12 protein-coding genes and 1 other RNA gene are annotated in these 15,402 nt (G+C 69.7%); 9 read left to right on the forward strand and 4 right to left on the reverse strand.

Features of this window, described 5'->3' with window-relative positions:
- Positions 1-57: 57 nt before the first annotated feature.
- The 3 genes from ABZ880_RS34280 (at position 58) to ABZ880_RS34290 (ending at position 3,423) form a co-directional block, all read left to right on the forward strand.
- Positions 58-1,299, forward strand: coding sequence for a serine/threonine-protein kinase (locus ABZ880_RS34280; protein WP_361271019.1), 1,242 nt, complete (start codon positions 58-60; stop codon positions 1,297-1,299).
- Between the two features lie 92 nt (positions 1,300-1,391).
- Positions 1,392-2,498: a peptide chain release factor 2 gene (prfB, locus tag ABZ880_RS34285; protein WP_361271022.1), complete on the forward strand. Its 1,107-nt coding sequence runs from the start codon at positions 1,392-1,394 to the stop codon at positions 2,496-2,498.
- Positions 2,499-2,790: 292 nt separating this feature from the next.
- Complete coding sequence (locus ABZ880_RS34290; protein WP_361271025.1) at positions 2,791-3,423, forward strand: hypothetical protein; 633 nt, start codon at positions 2,791-2,793, stop codon at positions 3,421-3,423.
- A 106-nt stretch (positions 3,424-3,529) separates the two neighbouring features.
- On the opposite strand, the gene ABZ880_RS34295 is transcribed toward ABZ880_RS34290, so the two are convergent.
- Positions 3,530-3,721, reverse strand: coding sequence for a hypothetical protein (locus tag ABZ880_RS34295; RefSeq protein ID WP_016438128.1), 192 nt, complete (start codon positions 3,719-3,721; stop codon positions 3,530-3,532).
- A gap of 318 nt (positions 3,722-4,039) precedes the next feature.
- On the opposite strand from ABZ880_RS34295, the gene ftsE reads away from it, so the two are divergent.
- The 6 genes from ftsE (at position 4,040) to ABZ880_RS34325 (ending at position 9,184) form a co-directional block, all read left to right on the forward strand.
- Positions 4,040-4,729 carry a cell division ATP-binding protein FtsE gene (gene ftsE, locus ABZ880_RS34300; protein ID WP_030943440.1) on the forward strand — a complete coding sequence of 230 codons (690 nt, stop codon included), beginning with the start codon at positions 4,040-4,042 and terminating at the stop codon, positions 4,727-4,729.
- Positions 4,730-4,763: 34 nt separating this feature from the next.
- On the forward strand, positions 4,764-5,681 hold the full coding sequence (gene ftsX, locus ABZ880_RS34305) for a permease-like cell division protein FtsX (RefSeq protein ID WP_361271029.1): 918 nt from the start codon (positions 4,764-4,766) through the stop codon (positions 5,679-5,681).
- Between the two features lie 67 nt (positions 5,682-5,748).
- Positions 5,749-6,930: a S41 family peptidase gene (locus ABZ880_RS34310; protein ID WP_361271032.1), complete on the forward strand. Its 1,182-nt coding sequence runs from the start codon at positions 5,749-5,751 to the stop codon at positions 6,928-6,930.
- An 87-nt stretch (positions 6,931-7,017) separates the two neighbouring features.
- Positions 7,018-7,560 (forward strand): SsrA-binding protein SmpB, encoded by a 543-nt coding sequence (gene smpB, locus ABZ880_RS34315; protein WP_030943448.1) that lies wholly within the window; start codon positions 7,018-7,020, stop codon positions 7,558-7,560.
- Positions 7,561-7,662: 102 nt separating this feature from the next.
- Positions 7,663-8,057: a transfer-messenger RNA gene (gene ssrA / locus ABZ880_RS34320) on the forward strand.
- Between the two features lie 140 nt (positions 8,058-8,197).
- Complete coding sequence (locus tag ABZ880_RS34325) at positions 8,198-9,184, forward strand: PHB depolymerase family esterase (RefSeq protein ID WP_361271035.1); 987 nt, start codon at positions 8,198-8,200, stop codon at positions 9,182-9,184.
- Here the strand turns inward: ABZ880_RS34325 and ABZ880_RS34330 are convergent.
- Genes ABZ880_RS34330 through yicI form a run of 3 tightly spaced genes read right to left on the reverse strand, consistent with a single transcriptional unit; the run spans position 9,171 to position 15,401 of the window.
- Positions 9,171-12,092: a glycoside hydrolase family 3 C-terminal domain-containing protein gene (locus ABZ880_RS34330; protein WP_361271038.1), complete on the reverse strand. Its 2,922-nt coding sequence runs from the start codon at positions 12,090-12,092 to the stop codon at positions 9,171-9,173. The two genes, ABZ880_RS34325 and ABZ880_RS34330, sit on opposite strands and share 14 nt — an antisense overlap.
- Positions 12,093-12,141: 49 nt before the next feature.
- Entirely contained in the window at positions 12,142-13,149 is a 1,008-nt protein-coding gene (locus ABZ880_RS34335; RefSeq protein WP_361271040.1) for a LacI family DNA-binding transcriptional regulator, read from the reverse strand.
- The gene (gene yicI / locus ABZ880_RS34340; RefSeq protein WP_361271043.1) at positions 13,149-15,401 is read right to left on the reverse strand and encodes an alpha-xylosidase; all 2,253 of its coding nucleotides are present in this window, start codon (positions 15,399-15,401) and stop codon (positions 13,149-13,151) included. The genes ABZ880_RS34335 and yicI overlap by 1 nt, the downstream gene beginning before the upstream one ends.
- Position 15,402: the final 1 nt, after the last annotated feature.

The raw sequence follows: 15,402 nt of genomic DNA on the forward strand, positions 1-15,402 counted from the left end.
AGGTTGGCTCTTCGGACGCGTAGTTTTAGCGATTAACACGCGTCGGTAGGAGCAGTCTTGGCACGGAAGATCGGCAGCCGGTACACCGCGAACCAGATCCTGGGGCGGGGCAGCGCCGGCACGGTGTGGCTGGGCGAGGGGCCGGAGGGGCCCGTCGCCATCAAGCTGCTGCGCGAGGATCTCGCGTCCGACCAGGAACTCGTCGGACGTTTCGTGCAGGAGCGCACCGCGCTGCTCGGCCTGGAACACCCGAACGTCGTCTCCGTACGCGACCTGGTGGTCGACGGCAACGACCTCGCGCTCGTCATGGACCTCGTACGGGGCACCGACCTGCGCACCCGGCTCGACCGCGAGCGGCGGCTCGCACCCGCCGCGGCGGTGGCGATAGTCGCGGACGTCGCGGACGGCCTCGCGGCCGCGCATGCGGCGGGGGTCGTGCACCGCGACGTGAAGCCGGAGAACGTGCTCCTCGACATGCAGGGACCGCTCGGCCCCGGCGGCTCGCACCCGGCCCTGCTGACCGACTTCGGCGTGGCCAAGCTCATCGACTCCCCGCGCCGCACGCGCGCGACGAAGATCATCGGTACGCCGGACTACCTGGCCCCGGAGATCGTGGAGGGTCTGCCCCCGCGCGCGGCCGTCGACATCTACGCCCTCGCGACCGTCCTGTACGAGCTGCTGGCGGGCTTCACCCCCTTCGGCGGCGGCCACCCGGGCGCGGTCCTGCGCCGCCACGTCACGGAGACGGTGGTGCCCCTGCCGGGCATCCCGGACGAGCTTTGGCAGCTGCTCGTGCAGTGCCTGGCCAAGGCCCCGGCCTCCCGGCTGCGGGCCTCGGAGCTGGGCGTACGGCTGCGGGAGCTGCTGCCGCTGGTCGCGGGGATGCCGCCGCTGGACGTGGACGAGCCGGACGCGGAGCCGACGGAGGAGTCGGAGACGGCACCCGGCGAGGCCGCGGCGCCGGCCCGCGAGCAGGTACGGCGCGGCGCGGTGCCCCTGGTGCCGGGGGCGAAGCCGGCCGACTCCAACCGCGACACCCATACGTCGATGAGGGTGCCGGCCCCCGACGAGCTGGCCGGCGGCGCACGCGGCACGGCCCGGGCACCGCGGGCGACGGGCGCCCCGAGGCCCGGCTCCGCCCGCCACCGCGCGGTGACGCGCCGCCGCCGGGTGGTCCTGGGCACGGCCGCGGCGCTGCTCGTGGCCGCGGTCGGCGTGGGCACATGGCTGGCGACCTCGGACGACGACGCGGGAGCGACCCCCCAGGACACCCGGCACTCGGCACCGGCGTCCCCGTGACCGGTCCAGGGGCCCCCACCCCTGGACCCCGGTTGCAGCCCGGCGCGGCGGCCCGGCGCTCCCCACTTGGCGGAGCCGTTACGCTGGAGGGCGTGGCAGTCGTCGATGTATCCGAAGAGCTCAAGTCCCTCTCCTCGACCATGGAGTCGATCGAGGCCGTTCTGGACCTCGACAGGCTGAGGGCAGACATCGCCGTGCTCGAGGAGCAGGCGGCCGCGCCGTCCCTGTGGGACAACCCGGACGAGGCGCAGAAGATCACCAGCAAGCTGAGCCATCTGCAGGCCGAGGTCAGGAAGGCCGAGGCGCTGCGCGGGCGGATCGACGATCTCGCCGTGCTCTTCGAGATGGCCGAGGAGGAGGACGACCCGGACACCCGCGCCGAGGCCGAGTCCGAGCTCGCCGCCGTCCGCAAGGCGCTGGACGAGATGGAGGTCCGGACGCTGCTGAGCGGTGAGTACGACGCCCGTGAGGCGCTCGTCAACATCCGCGCCGAGGCCGGCGGCGTCGACGCCGCCGACTTCGCCGAGAAGCTGCAGCGGATGTACCTGCGCTGGGCGGAGCAGAAGGGCTACAAGACCGAGGTCTACGAGACGTCGTACGCCGAAGAGGCCGGCATCAAGTCGACCACCTTCGCCGTGCAGGTGCCGTACGCCTACGGGACGCTCTCCGTCGAGCAGGGCACCCACCGGCTGGTGCGGATCTCGCCCTTCGACAACCAGGGGCGCCGCCAGACCTCCTTCGCGGGTGTCGAGGTGCTCCCCGTGGTCGAGCAGACCGACCACATCGAGATCGACGAGTCCGAGCTGCGGGTGGACGTGTACCGGTCGTCCGGCCCCGGCGGCCAGGGCGTGAACACCACCGACTCCGCGGTGCGCCTCACCCACCTCCCCACCGGCATCGTCGTGTCCTGTCAGAACGAGCGGTCGCAGATCCAGAACAAGGCCACCGCGATGAACGTGCTCCAGGCCAAGCTGCTCGAGCGGCGCCGCCAGGAGGAGCAGGCCAAGATGGACGCCCTCAAGGGCGACGGCGGCAACTCCTGGGGCAACCAGATGCGTTCGTACGTCCTGCACCCGTACCAGATGGTCAAGGACCTGCGCACCGAGTTCGAAGTCGGCAACCCCGAGGCCGTGTTCAACGGCGAGATCGACGGGTTCCTCGAGGCCGGAATTCGCTGGCGCAAGCAGCAGGAGAAGTAGCCGACGGGAGTTACTTTGTCGACATGACAACTGCCGCCCACCGGGCGGCAGTTGTCGTTTGTCTGGGTTTTACATCACACTCACAGGTTCCAATCCCCGGTAAACAAGGCGCAAGTGGACATTGCACGCGCAATGGCCTTGACGTTGCTTTGAAAAATGGGAAGGGTAAAGCGTGGCATGCGTATCTCTGGGGCGCATGTGAACCGGGGGAACTTGCAGCGCAGCCACCCCCGTTGATCACGGCCCCCGAGCGCCGCCTCAATGACGATGAGCTACTGGGGGTAGCAACCACATGACGAAGAAGACGCGGATCCGCGTCGCGCGCCTCGCCGCCGGCGCCGTGATCGCCGCGGGTGCCTCGCTGACCGCCGCCGGTGCCGCTTCCGCGCTGGACATCGGCGTGAGCGTGGACGACAGCGGCGTCGGCGTGAACGTCGACACCGGCCTCGGTGACGACCCGACCGACCCGCCCACCGGCCTGCCGACGGACCCGACCGAGCCGACCGGCCTGCCGACGGACCCGCCGACCACCCAGGACCCGACGGACCCGACGGAGCCCACGGAGGAGCCGACCGAGCCCACCGAGGACCCGACGGACCCGACCACCGCGCCGACCGACCCGGGCAACGGGAACGGCAACGGCGGCGGCAATGGGAACGGCAACGGGAACAACGGCGGCGGCAACAGCAACACCAACCCCGACGGCGGTTCCAACGACTCCGCGCAGGAGGAGGGCTCCTCGGCCCTCACCGACACCGGCTCCTCGTCCGACACCTCGGCCCAGGGCAGCGGTGCGCAGCTCGCCGAGACCGGTGCCGGTCAGACCGCGTTCCTGCTGGTCGGTGCCGCGACGATGATCGCCGGCGGTATCGGCTTCCGGATCCTGCCGCGCCTGGTGAGCGGCCGTGGCGGTGCGGCTGCCTGACGGTGGCCGTCCGCGCACGGAGCGTGTGTGACGACGTACGACGAGGGGCCCGGAGCGTGCATCGCTCCGGGCCCCTCGGGCGTCCTGTGCGCCTGTGTGACGCGCCCTAGGCGGTCTGGTGCGCCAGTAGCGCGACCGCTGCGATCAGCACCGCAAGCAGTGCGATCAGTGCCATGGGGTTGAGCCCCGCGAAGAAGTTCTCCTGCTGCAGCCGCTCGCGGTTCGCACGGCACACAGGGCACCGGCCCTCGCTCACGGGCGCCGCGCAGTTCGCGCACACCAGCCGGTCGTACGTCATGCGCTCGCCCTCCTAGCCCTACGGTTCCACCCGGAGAACGCTCGTGGGTGGGTGAACGTTCCCCTCTCTACTGTGCCAGGTTCCTCCGGAGGGTGCGCGGGGGTCGCTCCCAGGGGGTACGTGGGGGTTGTCACGCGGCTGCGGGCCGGTGGGGGCTGGGCGCGCCCCGCGGCGGAGCCGCTGGTGATGCAGCCCTGCGCCCCTTGGGGAGGTGCACAAAACGCACATCAAGTACGCAACCCCTGCCGGAGCCTGCGGTTGCACACCGGACTCGCGTATGGTCACGCTCATCTACCCCCGGCGACCCGTGGTGCATCCGTGATCCGATTCGACAACGTCTCCAAGGTCTACCCCAAGCAGACCCGCCCTGCACTCAGGGATGTCTCCCTGGAAGTGGAGAAGGGCGAGTTCGTGTTTCTCGTGGGGTCCTCGGGCTCCGGAAAGTCCACCTTCCTGCGGCTCATCCTCCGCGAGGAGCGGTGCAGCCACGGTCAGGTGCACGTCCTGGGCAAGGACCTCGCACGCCTCTCCAACTGGAAGGTGCCGCAGATGCGGCGCCAGTTGGGGACGGTGTTCCAGGACTTCCGGCTCCTGCCCAACAAGACGGTGGCGGAGAACGTCGCCTTCGCGCAGGAGGTCATCGGCAAGTCGAAGGGCGAGATCCGCAAGTCCGTTCCCCAGGTGCTCGATCTCGTCGGGCTGGGTGGGAAAGAGGACCGGATGCCCGGCGAGTTGTCCGGTGGTGAGCAGCAGCGCGTGGCCATCGCGCGCGCCTTCGTCAACCGGCCCAAACTGCTCATCGCGGACGAGCCCACCGGCAACCTCGACCCGCAGACCTCTGTCGGCATCATGAAGCTGCTCGACCGGATCAACAGAACCGGTACGACCGTCGTGATGGCGACGCACGACCAGAACATCGTGGACCAGATGCGCAAGCGCGTCATCGAGCTGGAGAAGGGCCGCCTCGTCCGCGACCAGGCACGCGGCGTCTACGGCTACCAGCACTGACCGCCACGTCCACGGAAAGGCTCAACCAGTCGCCATGCGCGCACAGTTCGTACTCTCCGAGATCGGTGTCGGTCTCCGCCGCAACCTGACGATGACCTTCGCGGTCATCGTCTCCGTCGCCCTGTCGCTCGCCCTGTTCGGTGGGTCGCTCCTCATGAGCGACCAGGTCACCACCATGAAGGGCTACTGGTACGACAAGGTCAACGTCTCGATCTTCCTCTGCAACAAGAGCGACGCCGAGTCGGACCCCAACTGCGCCAAGGGCGCGGTCACCGAGGACCAGAAGAAGGACATCCTCGGCGACCTGAAGAAGATGACGGTCGTCCAGACGATCACCTACGAGTCCCAGGACGCGGCGTACAAGCACTACAAGGAGCAGTTCGGCGACTCCCCGCTGGCCAGTTCCCTCACGCCGGACCAGATGCAGGAGTCGTACCGGATCAAGCTGAAGGACCCGCAGAAGTACCAGGTCATCGCGACCGCCTTCGACGGGCGTGACGGCGTGCAGTCCGTGCAGGACCAGAAGGGCATTCTTGACAACCTCTTCGGGCTGCTCAACGGCATGAACTGGGCCGCGCGGGCCGTGATGGCGCTCATGCTCGTCGTCGCGCTGATGCTGATCGTCAACACCGTGCGTGTCTCCGCGTTCAGCCGTCGTCGCGAGACCGGGATCATGCGGCTGGTCGGCGCCTCCGGGTTCTACATCCAGGCGCCGTTCATCGCGGAGGCCGCGGTCGCCGGCCTCATCGGCGGGACCGTCGCCTGCGGGTTCCTGGTGATCGCGCGGTACTTCATCATCGACCACGGTCTGGCCCTGTCGCAGAAGCTGAACCTGATCAACTTCATCGGCTGGGACGCGGTGCTGACCAAGCTGCCGCTCATCCTCGCGACGAGTCTGCTGATGCCCGCGCTGGCCGCCTTCTTCGCGCTGCGCAAGTACCTGAAGGTGTGACGCATGCCAAGAGGGCCGTACGGTCAACCGGCCGTACGGCCCTTCGCGTTGTCCTAGACTCACCGGCATGTCAGGTCGTGACCTGTTCTGCCAGCCCCGCCGCATCCGCCGCGGGGCCGCCCTGACATTGGTCTTCGCGAGCGTGCTCGTCGCCGCCGCCGCGACCGGCTCCTTTCCCGAGAGCGACCGGAAATCCGTGTCCGGAGCCGCCCGTTCGGCCGTCCCCGCCGGTCATCACGAGGACGTCGCCAAGGCGGCCGAGGAGGCCATGGCGAACGGCAAGTCCCCCATGGAGGCCGCCGAGCGCGCCGTAAGCCGCAGCGGGGACCGCTGGGGCGCCGTCTACTCCGAGGGCGAGTACCAGGAGTTCGAGGAGGCCCTCGACGGCCAGTACACCGGCGTCGGCCTGTGGGCCCGGCGGGAGCGGGACGGCCGTATCGAGGTGACCAGGGTGCAGTCCGGGTCGCCCGCCGCGACCGCCGGGATCCGCAAGGGCGACCGGCTGCGCAGCATCGACGGCCGGAAGGTCGACGGGCAGCCCGTCACCGAGGTCGTGTCCCTACTGCGCGGCGACGCCACCGACGCGGCCGCCGGCACGGAGGTCGAGCTCGGCCTGCAGCGCGGCACGCGCGCGTGGACCGAGACCCTGCGCCGGGCCCGTCTGTCCACCGACTCGGTCACTGTTCGAAAACTCGCCGACGGTGTCACCGTCATCAGGATCGCCGCGTTCACCAAGGGCGTCGGCGACGTCGTCCGCACCGCCGTGCGGCAGGCCCCGGTCGGCACCGGCATCATCCTCGACCTGCGCGGCAACTCCGGCGGCCTGGTCACCGAGGCCGTCACCGCCGCCTCCGCCTTCCTCGACGGCGGCCTCGTCGCCACGTACGACGTCGACGGCGCACAGCGCGCCCTGCACGCCGACTCCGGCGGCGACACCACCAGACCCCTGGTCGCGCTCGTCGACGGCGGGACGATGAGCGCGGCCGAGCTGCTCACCGGCGCCCTGCAGGACCGCGGCCGCGCGGTCGTCGTGGGCTCCCGCACCTTCGGCAAGGGCTCGGTCCAGATGCCGAGCCGGCTGCCCGGCGGCTCCGTCGCCGAACTGACCGTCGGGCACTACCGCACCCCCTCCGGCCACACCGTGGACGGCCGGGGCATCACGCCCGACCTGGACGTCGAGCAGGCCGACCAGCAGGCCACCGTCGCGCGGGCCGAGACGGTCCTCAGCGGACTCGGCGACGCCGACTAGGGGCCGACCGGACCGATCGACCCGGATTAAGGGCTGGCCCCGACACCCCTCCGTAGTGCGAAAATGGACGGCACTATGAGCAAGGGAATGTACGTACCGAAGGAGTCCCAGCCCAAGCAGGGCGGGGCGGCCGCGAAGGCCAGGGACGGCGAGAAGGGCGGCAAGCGCAAGATCGTCGCCCAGAACAAGAAGGCCCGGCACGACTACGCGATCGTCGACACCTACGAGGCCGGGCTCGTGCTGACCGGCACCGAGGTCAAGTCGCTGCGCGAGGGACGGACCTCGCTGACCGACGGCTTCGTCCAGATCGACCGGGGTGAGGCGTGGCTGCACAACGCCCACATCCCGGAGTATCACCAGGGCAGCTGGACCAACCACTCCGCGCGCCGCAAGCGGAAGCTGCTGCTGCACCGCGAGGAGATCGACAAGCTGGAGTCGAAGGCGCAGGAGACGGGTCACACGATCGTGCCCCTCGCCCTGTACTTCAGGGACGGCCGGGCGAAGGCCGAGATCGCGCTCGCGCGAGGCAAGAAGGAGTACGACAAGCGCCAGACCCTGCGGGAGAAGCAGGACCGGCGGGAGTCGGACCGGGCGATCGCGGCGGCGAAGCGGAAGCAGCGGGGCGCGTAGCCGGTCGGCCGCGGGGAATACGGTGGCATCGGCGTGCGTTGGTCACGTACGATGGCACCAACACCGGACGAAGGCCCGGTGTGCGCATTGAAAACAAAACATGGGGATGATCGGTTTCGACAGCGGCTGTCGAAGCAGGGGAAGCGTGTCGAGGAAGCGGCAATGATCTCGTAAACCATATGTCGCAAAAAATAATCGCCAATTCCAAGAGCGATTCTCCCGAGCTTTTCGCTCTCGCTGCCTGATCAGGTAGTGATCGAATAGCTCCTTAATGGGAGTGTCAGCCCGGGGGTGTTCCCGACCCGGATCCTGGCATCAGCTAGGGGACTAAACCTTGATCCCGGTCACGGGGTGAAGAGGGAAACCAAACAGTGACTGGGCCCGTCGGCGACTTGTTCGCGTGATCGCCGGGGCCGAGAAAATCTCAGCGAACTGCACACGGAGAAGCCCTGATTCCGCACCGTTGGACGCGGGTTCGATTCCCGCCATCTCCACGAGGTGAAGGTGGGGTCTGGGGGAATGACCCCCAGACCCCCATCCCATGTCGAAGAGCCTCTGACCTACCCAGGTCAGAGGCTCTTTTTGTGGTGCCGGGCCACATATTCGGGGGTCGTTCACGCTTCTACGGTCCCTCCCCATGACCCAGACCAGAGCCGCACGTCACATCACCGTCCTCGCGACCCTGCTGGTCGCCCTGTTCGCCGCCCTCCTCACCCCCGGCAGGGCGGCCGCCGCCTCCCTCCAGGAGGTGACCGGATTCGGTACGAACCCCGGGGCGCTCCGTATGTTCCGGTACGTCCCCGACGGGCTGCCCGCCGGCCGTCCGGTCGTCGTCGCGCTGCATGGATGCACCCAGGACGCCGCCGGATACGGCAACGGCAGCGGGTGGATCCAGCTCGCCGACCGGTGGGGGTTCTCCGTGGTGCTGCCGCAGCAGACCACCGCCAACAACGCCTCGTCCTGCTTCGACTGGTTCCAGAGCGGTGACATCGCGCGCGGACAGGGCGAGGCCGCCAGCGTCGCGCAGATGGTGGACCGCCAGCTCGCCGACGTCGGCGGGGACGCCTCGCGGGTGTATGTCACCGGGCTGTCCGCGGGCGGTGGCATGACCGCCGTGATGATGGCGGACTACCCGGAGAAGTTCGCCGCGGGCGGCGTCGTCGCCGGGCTGCCGTACGGATGCGCGCAGGCCGCCGGGTCGCCGTATGTGTGCATGTACGTCGGTGCCACGCAGTCGGCGAAGCAGTGGGGCGACCGGGTGCGCGCCGCCCGGCCCGGCTACACCGGCCCCTGGCCCACCCTCACCGTCTTCCAGGGCAGCGCCGACTACACCGTGAAGCCCGTCAACATGACCGACCTGATGAAGCAGTGGACCGATGTGCACGGCGCCGACCAGACGGCGGACGTGAGCGACACCGTCGCCGGGTATCCGCACCAGGTCTTCAGGGACGCCGGCGGGAACGCCGTGGTCGAGACGTACAGCATCACCGGCATGGGGCACGGGCAGCCCGTCGACCCCGGCAGTGGCACCGCCCAGTGCGGGACTGCCGGGGCCTACATCCTCGACGTGAACCTGTGCGCCGCCTACCGGCTCGGGCTCGCCTGGGGCCTCACCTCAGGCTGAACTCCGACAGGCGCAGGCCCTTCGACAGGACCAGGTAGACGTCCGTACGGCCCTTCGCCGCGCCCGACAGCTTCGCGGTCACCGTCGTGTAGTCGTACGGCGATGCCGTGCCCGGGAAGCTCGCGGTGCCGGCGAGGGGGCCGGTCGGGGAGCCGAGCCGGACCTCGACCGTGCCGGGTGACGTTCCGGCGGCCCGGGCGCTGAACTCCTGGGCGCCCTTGCCCAGTTGCGTGTCCGCGAACTTCAGCCACGCGCCGTCGGACGACGACGACACCGCCGTACCGCTCGCCTTGGACTCGTCGACCAGGCCGACGGCCGAGTAGTCGTCGAAGGTCTCGGCGTGTGTCACCCGGGACAGGTCGCGCGGCGGGATCGTCTCGCCCTTCACCTGCCAGGCCGTACGGGCCCGGATGTCAGTGGAGGAGGAGCCGACCAGGACGTCGTAAGTGCCGCTCTCCACCGTCCACTTGGCGCGGGTGACGTCCCAGTGCGCCAGGTCGGACTGCCGCACCTCCAGTCGGACCGTCCTCGTCTCGCCCGGCCTCAGCGACACCCGCTGGAAGGACTTCAGCTGCTTCAGCGGCTGCTTGTCGCGGGAGGTGCGCTGGTGGGTGTAGAGCTGGACGACCTCGGCGCCGGTACGGCTGCCGGTGTTGGTGACCGCGACCTCGTAGCCGTCGCCCGTGCGTCTCAACCCGCCGTAGCGGAAGGAGGTGTACGACAGGCCGTAGCCGAACGGGTAGAGCGCCTGCCCCTTGAAGTACTGGTATGTGCGGTCCGACTTGATGATGTCGTAGTCGAGGATCGACGGCAGGTCGGAGTCGGAGCGGTACCAGGTCTGGGTGAGGCGGCCCGACGGGTTCGCGTCGCCGTAGAGGAGGTCGGCGAGGGCGTTGCCGGTCTCCTGGCCCGCGTGGGTGGTCCACAGGAGGGCCGGGACCTCCTTCTGGAGCGAGCCGAGGGTGGTCGGGTAGCTGTTCTCGACGATCACCACCGTGTTCGGGTTGGCCTTGCGCACCGCCCTGACCAGGGACTCCTGGGCGGGAGCGAGGGCCATGTCGGTGCGGTCGTGGGCCTCGCGGCCGTTGATCGACGGGTCGGAGCCGACCACGACCACAGCCGTGTCCTTGCCCTTCACCGCGGCCACCGCCTCGTCGACACCGCTGCGGACGACGTCCTTCGTGTAGTGGGCGGCCTGGTCCTTCGACACCAGACCGAGCGTGCCGTCCGTGCCGGTCGGGCCGAGGTAGACCGGGTTCGACCACCAGGACTCGGCCGTCTCGTAGCCGGCGTAGCGCAGGAGGTACGTGCCGTCGGTCTGCTCCTCCAGCTTGAACTGCTGCTGGACGAACCAACCGTTCGGCTGTGCCTGGTCGTTGACGAAGTTCGACCAGTTGTAGCCGACGTACTTGCCGTTGGCCGCCGAGCGCAGGGTGACGATTCCGGAGCCCCAGTCGAACACGTCGAACTGGGTTGTCGTGCCCGTGTCCGCCGACTCCTTCAGCGCGGCGCCCGCGTCCCCCGTGCCCGCCGTCACGTACTTGCCGGTCGCCGCGTCCTTCAGCGCGATCCGGTCCACGCCTTCGCTGCTCGCGACGGACGTGCCGAGCTTCGCCGCGATGCCCTGCGCGGGCGTCACTGCGTACGGCAGGCTCCCCGAGTACCAGTCGGTGTACAGGGTGTCGGCGAGCGGGCCGACCACGGCAACGTCCTTCGCGGTCTTCTTGAGCGGCAGCGCGCCCGACTGGTTCTTCAGCAGTACGGCCGCCTCGGTCGCCGACCTGCGGGCCAGCGCGCGGTGCGCCGGGCTGTCGATGACGGAGGCGTCGATGGAGCCGTACCTGCCGCCGCCCGGGTCGAACTCGCCGAGCCGGACGCGGACGCTCAGAACGTCAGCGGCGGCCTTGTCGACGTCCGACTCCTGCAACAGGCCGGTGGACAGCGCCGACTTGATCGCGGTGGTCGTCGGGGCGGAGTCCGTGTCGTTGTCGGTGAAGCTGTCGATGCCCGCCTTCAGCGCCGCCGCGTCGGCCTCCGTCTGGGTGCCGTAGTACTTCTGGCTGCCGACCAGGTTGCCGGGCGCGAACGCGTCCGTCACGTTGAGCAGCCGCTGCGAGGTCCAGGTGCGGACGGTGTCGTCGAGCGCCGGATTCACCGTGTTCGGGCGGCCGTTGACGAGGTTGTAGGACGACATCACGCCGGTCGCCGCGTCCGCCTCGATCGCCGGTTTGAAGGCCTGCTCGTCGTACTCCTTCAGGACGCGCGGGCGCAGTTCGGAGGAAGTGGTGTCGCGGCCCGCCTCGTTGTTGTTGGCCAGGAAGTGCTTGATGGTCGGGGCCGTCTTCAGGTGGTCCGGATCGCCGCCGGTCAGGCCCGTGCCGTACGCCGTGGAGATCGAGCCCGTGAGGTACGGGTCCTCGGAGTAGCCCTCCTCGTTGCGGCCCCAGCGCGGGTCGCGCAGCAGGTTGACCACGGGCGCCCAGAGGTTCAGGCCCCAGCCGGCCGGGCGGGTCTGCTGGAAGCCCCGTGCCTCGTCGCCGACCGCCGAGCCGACCTGCCGGATCAGGGACGGGTCCCAGGTGGAGGCCAGCCCGACGGCCTGCGGGAAGACCGTCGCCTTCCCGAGCCAGGCCACTCCGTGCAGCGCCTCGGTGCCGGTGCGGAAGGACTGGATGCCGAGGCGGGGGATCGCCGGCTCGTACTGGTGCAGCAGGGAGATCTTCTCGGCGAGGGTGAGGCGCGAGAGCAGGTCAAGGACTCGGGCGTCCACGGAGAGGCTCGGGTCGCGGAAGGGGTAGGCCGGCTCGTCGGCGTGGGCGGGGACGGTGGCGCCGAGTCCGGCGACGAGGGCCAGGGCCACGATGTACGTGGATCTGCGTCTGATGCGTGCGGGTCTCTTGCCTTTCATGTCACGGCTCCTTCAAGTAGGGCCTTGCACAAGGGGGACGGGCAGGTGTTCAGGCGTCGCGCGGTGCCGTGCTGGCCCGCTCCGTCATCCGGGGCGGCAGCAGCGTCGCCTCCGGTACGGCGGTGCCGCCCAGCTTCTTCATCAGCAGCTGCACGGCCCGTTCGCCCACCTCGGCCGAGGGCAGGGCGACGGCGGTGACGGGGACGCGGACGGTCTCGGCGAGTTCGTCGGGACAGATGGCGGTGACGGAGAGGTCGCCGGGGACCCGCAGCCCGAGCTGCTCGAAGGCGTCGATCAGCGGCTCCAGGATCGCCTCGTTGTGGACGACGACCCCGGTCAAAGCGGGCTGTTCGCGCAGCAGTTGCTCGGCGACCAGCCGGGCGGCCCCCGGCGAGGCCTCGCACGGGTGGACGGATGAGGACAGCCCGCTGCGGTCGGCGGCGGCCGTGAAGCCCTGCACCACCCGCTGGGCGAACGCCGTCCCGCGCACATAGACCTCCGGCGGGGACCCCACCAACGCCACCACCCGGTGCCCCAGCCGCGCCAGATGCTCCACACACGCCTCGCCGGCCGCCTTGAAGTCCAGGTCGATGCAGGTCAGCCCGTCCGACCCGGCCGGGAAACCGATCATCACCGACGGCCGGTCCAGCGAGCGCAGCAACGGCAGCCGGGCATCGTGCAGTTGGACGTCCATCACGATCAGCGCGTCCACCAGCGCGGTGTCGGCGACCCGGCGCAGTCCGTCCTCGCCCTCCTCCTGGGTGAGGAGCAGCACGTCATGGTCGTACCGGCGCGCGGTCGTCACGACGGACACCGCGAACTGCATGACCACCGGGACGTGGATGCCGGCCCGTAAGGGGACCACCAGCGCCAGGACGTTCGACCGACTGCTGGCCAGGGCGCGGGCGCCCGCGTGCGGGCGGTAGCCCAGTTCGAGGATGGCGGCCTCGACCCGCTGCCGGGTCTCCTCGGAGATCGGGCGCTTGCCGCTGAGCGCGTAGGACACGGTGCTGGGGGAGACCCCGGCGTACCGCGCCACATCCGTGATCTTCACCATCAGCCCAGCTCCAGCGAGAGGAACCCGGTCCCGGCCTGCGCCCGCACGGTCCGCTCCCCGGCCGTCAGGCTCCACTCGGCCACCGGATCACTGCACGAGGCCCGCAGGGTGTCCCCTTCGCGTACGACGGTGAAGCTCACGTCCCCGACCGGCACCGTCACCTGCGCGCCGCGCTCAAGGCCGTACGCCCGCAGGGTCACCCCGTCGGCATGGTCGTAGTCGGGCCGGTCGTGCACAGCCCCCACCGGGATCACGGCACCCGGCCGCACCAGCAGCGGCACGCTCAGGAAGCCGTGGCGTTCGCGCACCCAGCGCGGCCCGGTCACCGTCCGTCCGCTGAGGAAGTGGGTCCAGGTGCCCTCGGGCACGTAGTAGTCGACGTCCCCCTCGTCGCTGAAGACCGGCGCCACCAGCAGATCCGGCCCCAGCATGTACTGCCGCTCCAGATGCGCGCACCCGGGGTCGTCCGGGAACTCCAGCACCATCGCCCGCATCATCGGCACACCCTCGGCGTGGGCGGTGCGCGCGGCCTCGTAGAGGTAGGGCATGAGGTTGAGCTTCAGCCGGGTGAACTGCCGCAGCACGTCGACGGATTCCTCGTCGAAGAGCCAGGGGACGCGGTACGAGGAGCTGCCGTGCAGGCGGCTGTGCGAGGACAGCAGGCCGAAGGCGAGCCACCGCTTGAACAGGGCGGGGGTCGGGGTGCCTTCGAAGCCGCCGATGTCGTGGCTCCAGTAGCCGAAACCGGACAGACCGAGGGAGAGGCCGCCGCGCAGCGACTCGGCCATCGACTCGTACGTCGCCTCGCAGTCACCGCCCCAGTGCACCGGGAACCGCTGGCTTCCCGTGGTCGCCGAGCGTGCGAAGAGGACGGCCTCGCCCTCGCCGCGGTGTTTGCGCAGCACGTCGAAGACGGTGCGGTTGTAGAGGTACGTGTAGTAGTTGTGCATCCGCTCCGGGTCGGAGCCGTCGGACCAGGTGACGTCCACCGGCACCCGTTCGCCGAAGTCGGTCTTGAAGCAGTCGACGCCCTGCGCGAGCAGCGCCTCCAGCTTGGCGGCGTACCAGTCGCGGGCGGCCGGGCTGGTGAAGTCGACCAGCGCCATGCCCGGCTGCCACATGTCCCACTGCCAGACGCTGCCGTCCGGCCGCTTCAGCAGGTGGCCGAGGGCCTTGCCCTCCGCGAAGAGCGGGGAGCGCTGGGCGATGTACGGGTTGATCCACACACAGACGCGCAGACCGCGGTCGCGCAGCCGGGTCAGCATGCCCTCCGGGTCGGGGAAGACCCGAGGGTCCCACTGGAAGTCGCACCAGTTGAACTCGCGCATCCAGAAGCAGTCGAAGTGGAAGACGGAGAGCGGGAGTTCGCGCTCCCGCATGCCCTCGATGAAGGAGGTCACCGTCTCCTCGTCGTACGACGTCGTGAAGGACGTCGACAGCCACAGGCCGAAGGACCAGGCGGGCGGGAGCGCCGGGCGGCCGGTGAGGGCCGTGTACTTGCGGAGGATCTCCTTGGGGGAGGGTCCGTAGATGACGTAGTACGTCAACTCCTGTGTCTCGGCGCTGAACTGGACCCTCGAGACCGCTTCCGAGCCGACCTCGAAGGAGACCTTGCCGGGGTGGTCGACGAAGACGCCGTAGCCGGCGTCCGTCAGATAGAACGGGACGTTCTTGTAGGCCTGTTCGGTCGCCGTGCCGCCGTCGGCGTTCCAGATGTCGACGACCTGGCCGTTCTTGACGAGGGGGCCGAAGCGCTCACCCAGGCCGTAGACGGAGGTACCTACGCCGAGGTTGAGCTGTTCGCGCAGGTAGTGGGCCCGGGTGGCGGTGTCCCGCATGATGCCCATGCCCTTGGGGCCGCTGGAGGTGAGCGTGTGGCCGTGGGCGAGGAAGTCCACGTGCCAGGTGCCGGTGCGGGCCACCCGGACGGACAGGGCGCCGGAGGTCAGGGTCGCGTGCTCCTCGTCGTGCTCCGTGTGAGCCGCGAACTCCTCCTGCTGTACGTCGAATTCGGGTCCGCGCGGCTGCTCCCCCTCGAAGTGCGTGAAGGTGACGCCGATGACGTCGGGCATCGGGGTGTGCGTGCTGATCGTCACGACCGGTCCCTTCAGCAGGTCGCCGCGGTGGCGGATGGGCTGGGTCGGCGCATGGATCTCCAGCGAGCCGTCCGCTGCGGTGACATCGAGGACCTCGACGGGGTGGGCCGCGGTGACGCCCTCGCGCAGCAGCCAGTAACCATCGGTGAACTTCACG

This window comes from Streptomyces sp. NPDC047043 (genome assembly GCF_040644055.1).
GTDB lineage: Bacteria > Actinomycetota > Actinomycetes > Streptomycetales > Streptomycetaceae > Streptomyces.

Excerpts from the sequence above, each read along its gene's own strand:
- ABZ880_RS34290 (WP_361271025.1), top strand. The coding sequence starts at position 2,791 with ATGACGAAGAAGACGCGGATCCGCGTCGCGCGCCTCGCCGCCGGCGCC.
- ABZ880_RS34295 (WP_016438128.1), bottom strand. The coding sequence starts at position 3,721 with ATGACGTACGACCGGCTGGTGTGCGCGAACTGCGCGGCGCCCGTGAGC.
- ftsX (WP_361271029.1), top strand. The coding sequence starts at position 4,764 with ATGCGCGCACAGTTCGTACTCTCCGAGATCGGTGTCGGTCTCCGCCGC.
- ABZ880_RS34310 (WP_361271032.1), top strand. The coding sequence starts at position 5,749 with ATGTCAGGTCGTGACCTGTTCTGCCAGCCCCGCCGCATCCGCCGCGGG.
- smpB (WP_030943448.1), top strand. The coding sequence starts at position 7,018 with ATGTACGTACCGAAGGAGTCCCAGCCCAAGCAGGGCGGGGCGGCCGCG.
- ABZ880_RS34325 (WP_361271035.1), top strand. The coding sequence starts at position 8,198 with ATGACCCAGACCAGAGCCGCACGTCACATCACCGTCCTCGCGACCCTG.
- ABZ880_RS34330 (WP_361271038.1), bottom strand. The coding sequence starts at position 12,092 with ATGAAAGGCAAGAGACCCGCACGCATCAGACGCAGATCCACGTACATC.
- ABZ880_RS34335 (WP_361271040.1), bottom strand. The coding sequence starts at position 13,149 with ATGGTGAAGATCACGGATGTGGCGCGGTACGCCGGGGTCTCCCCCAGC.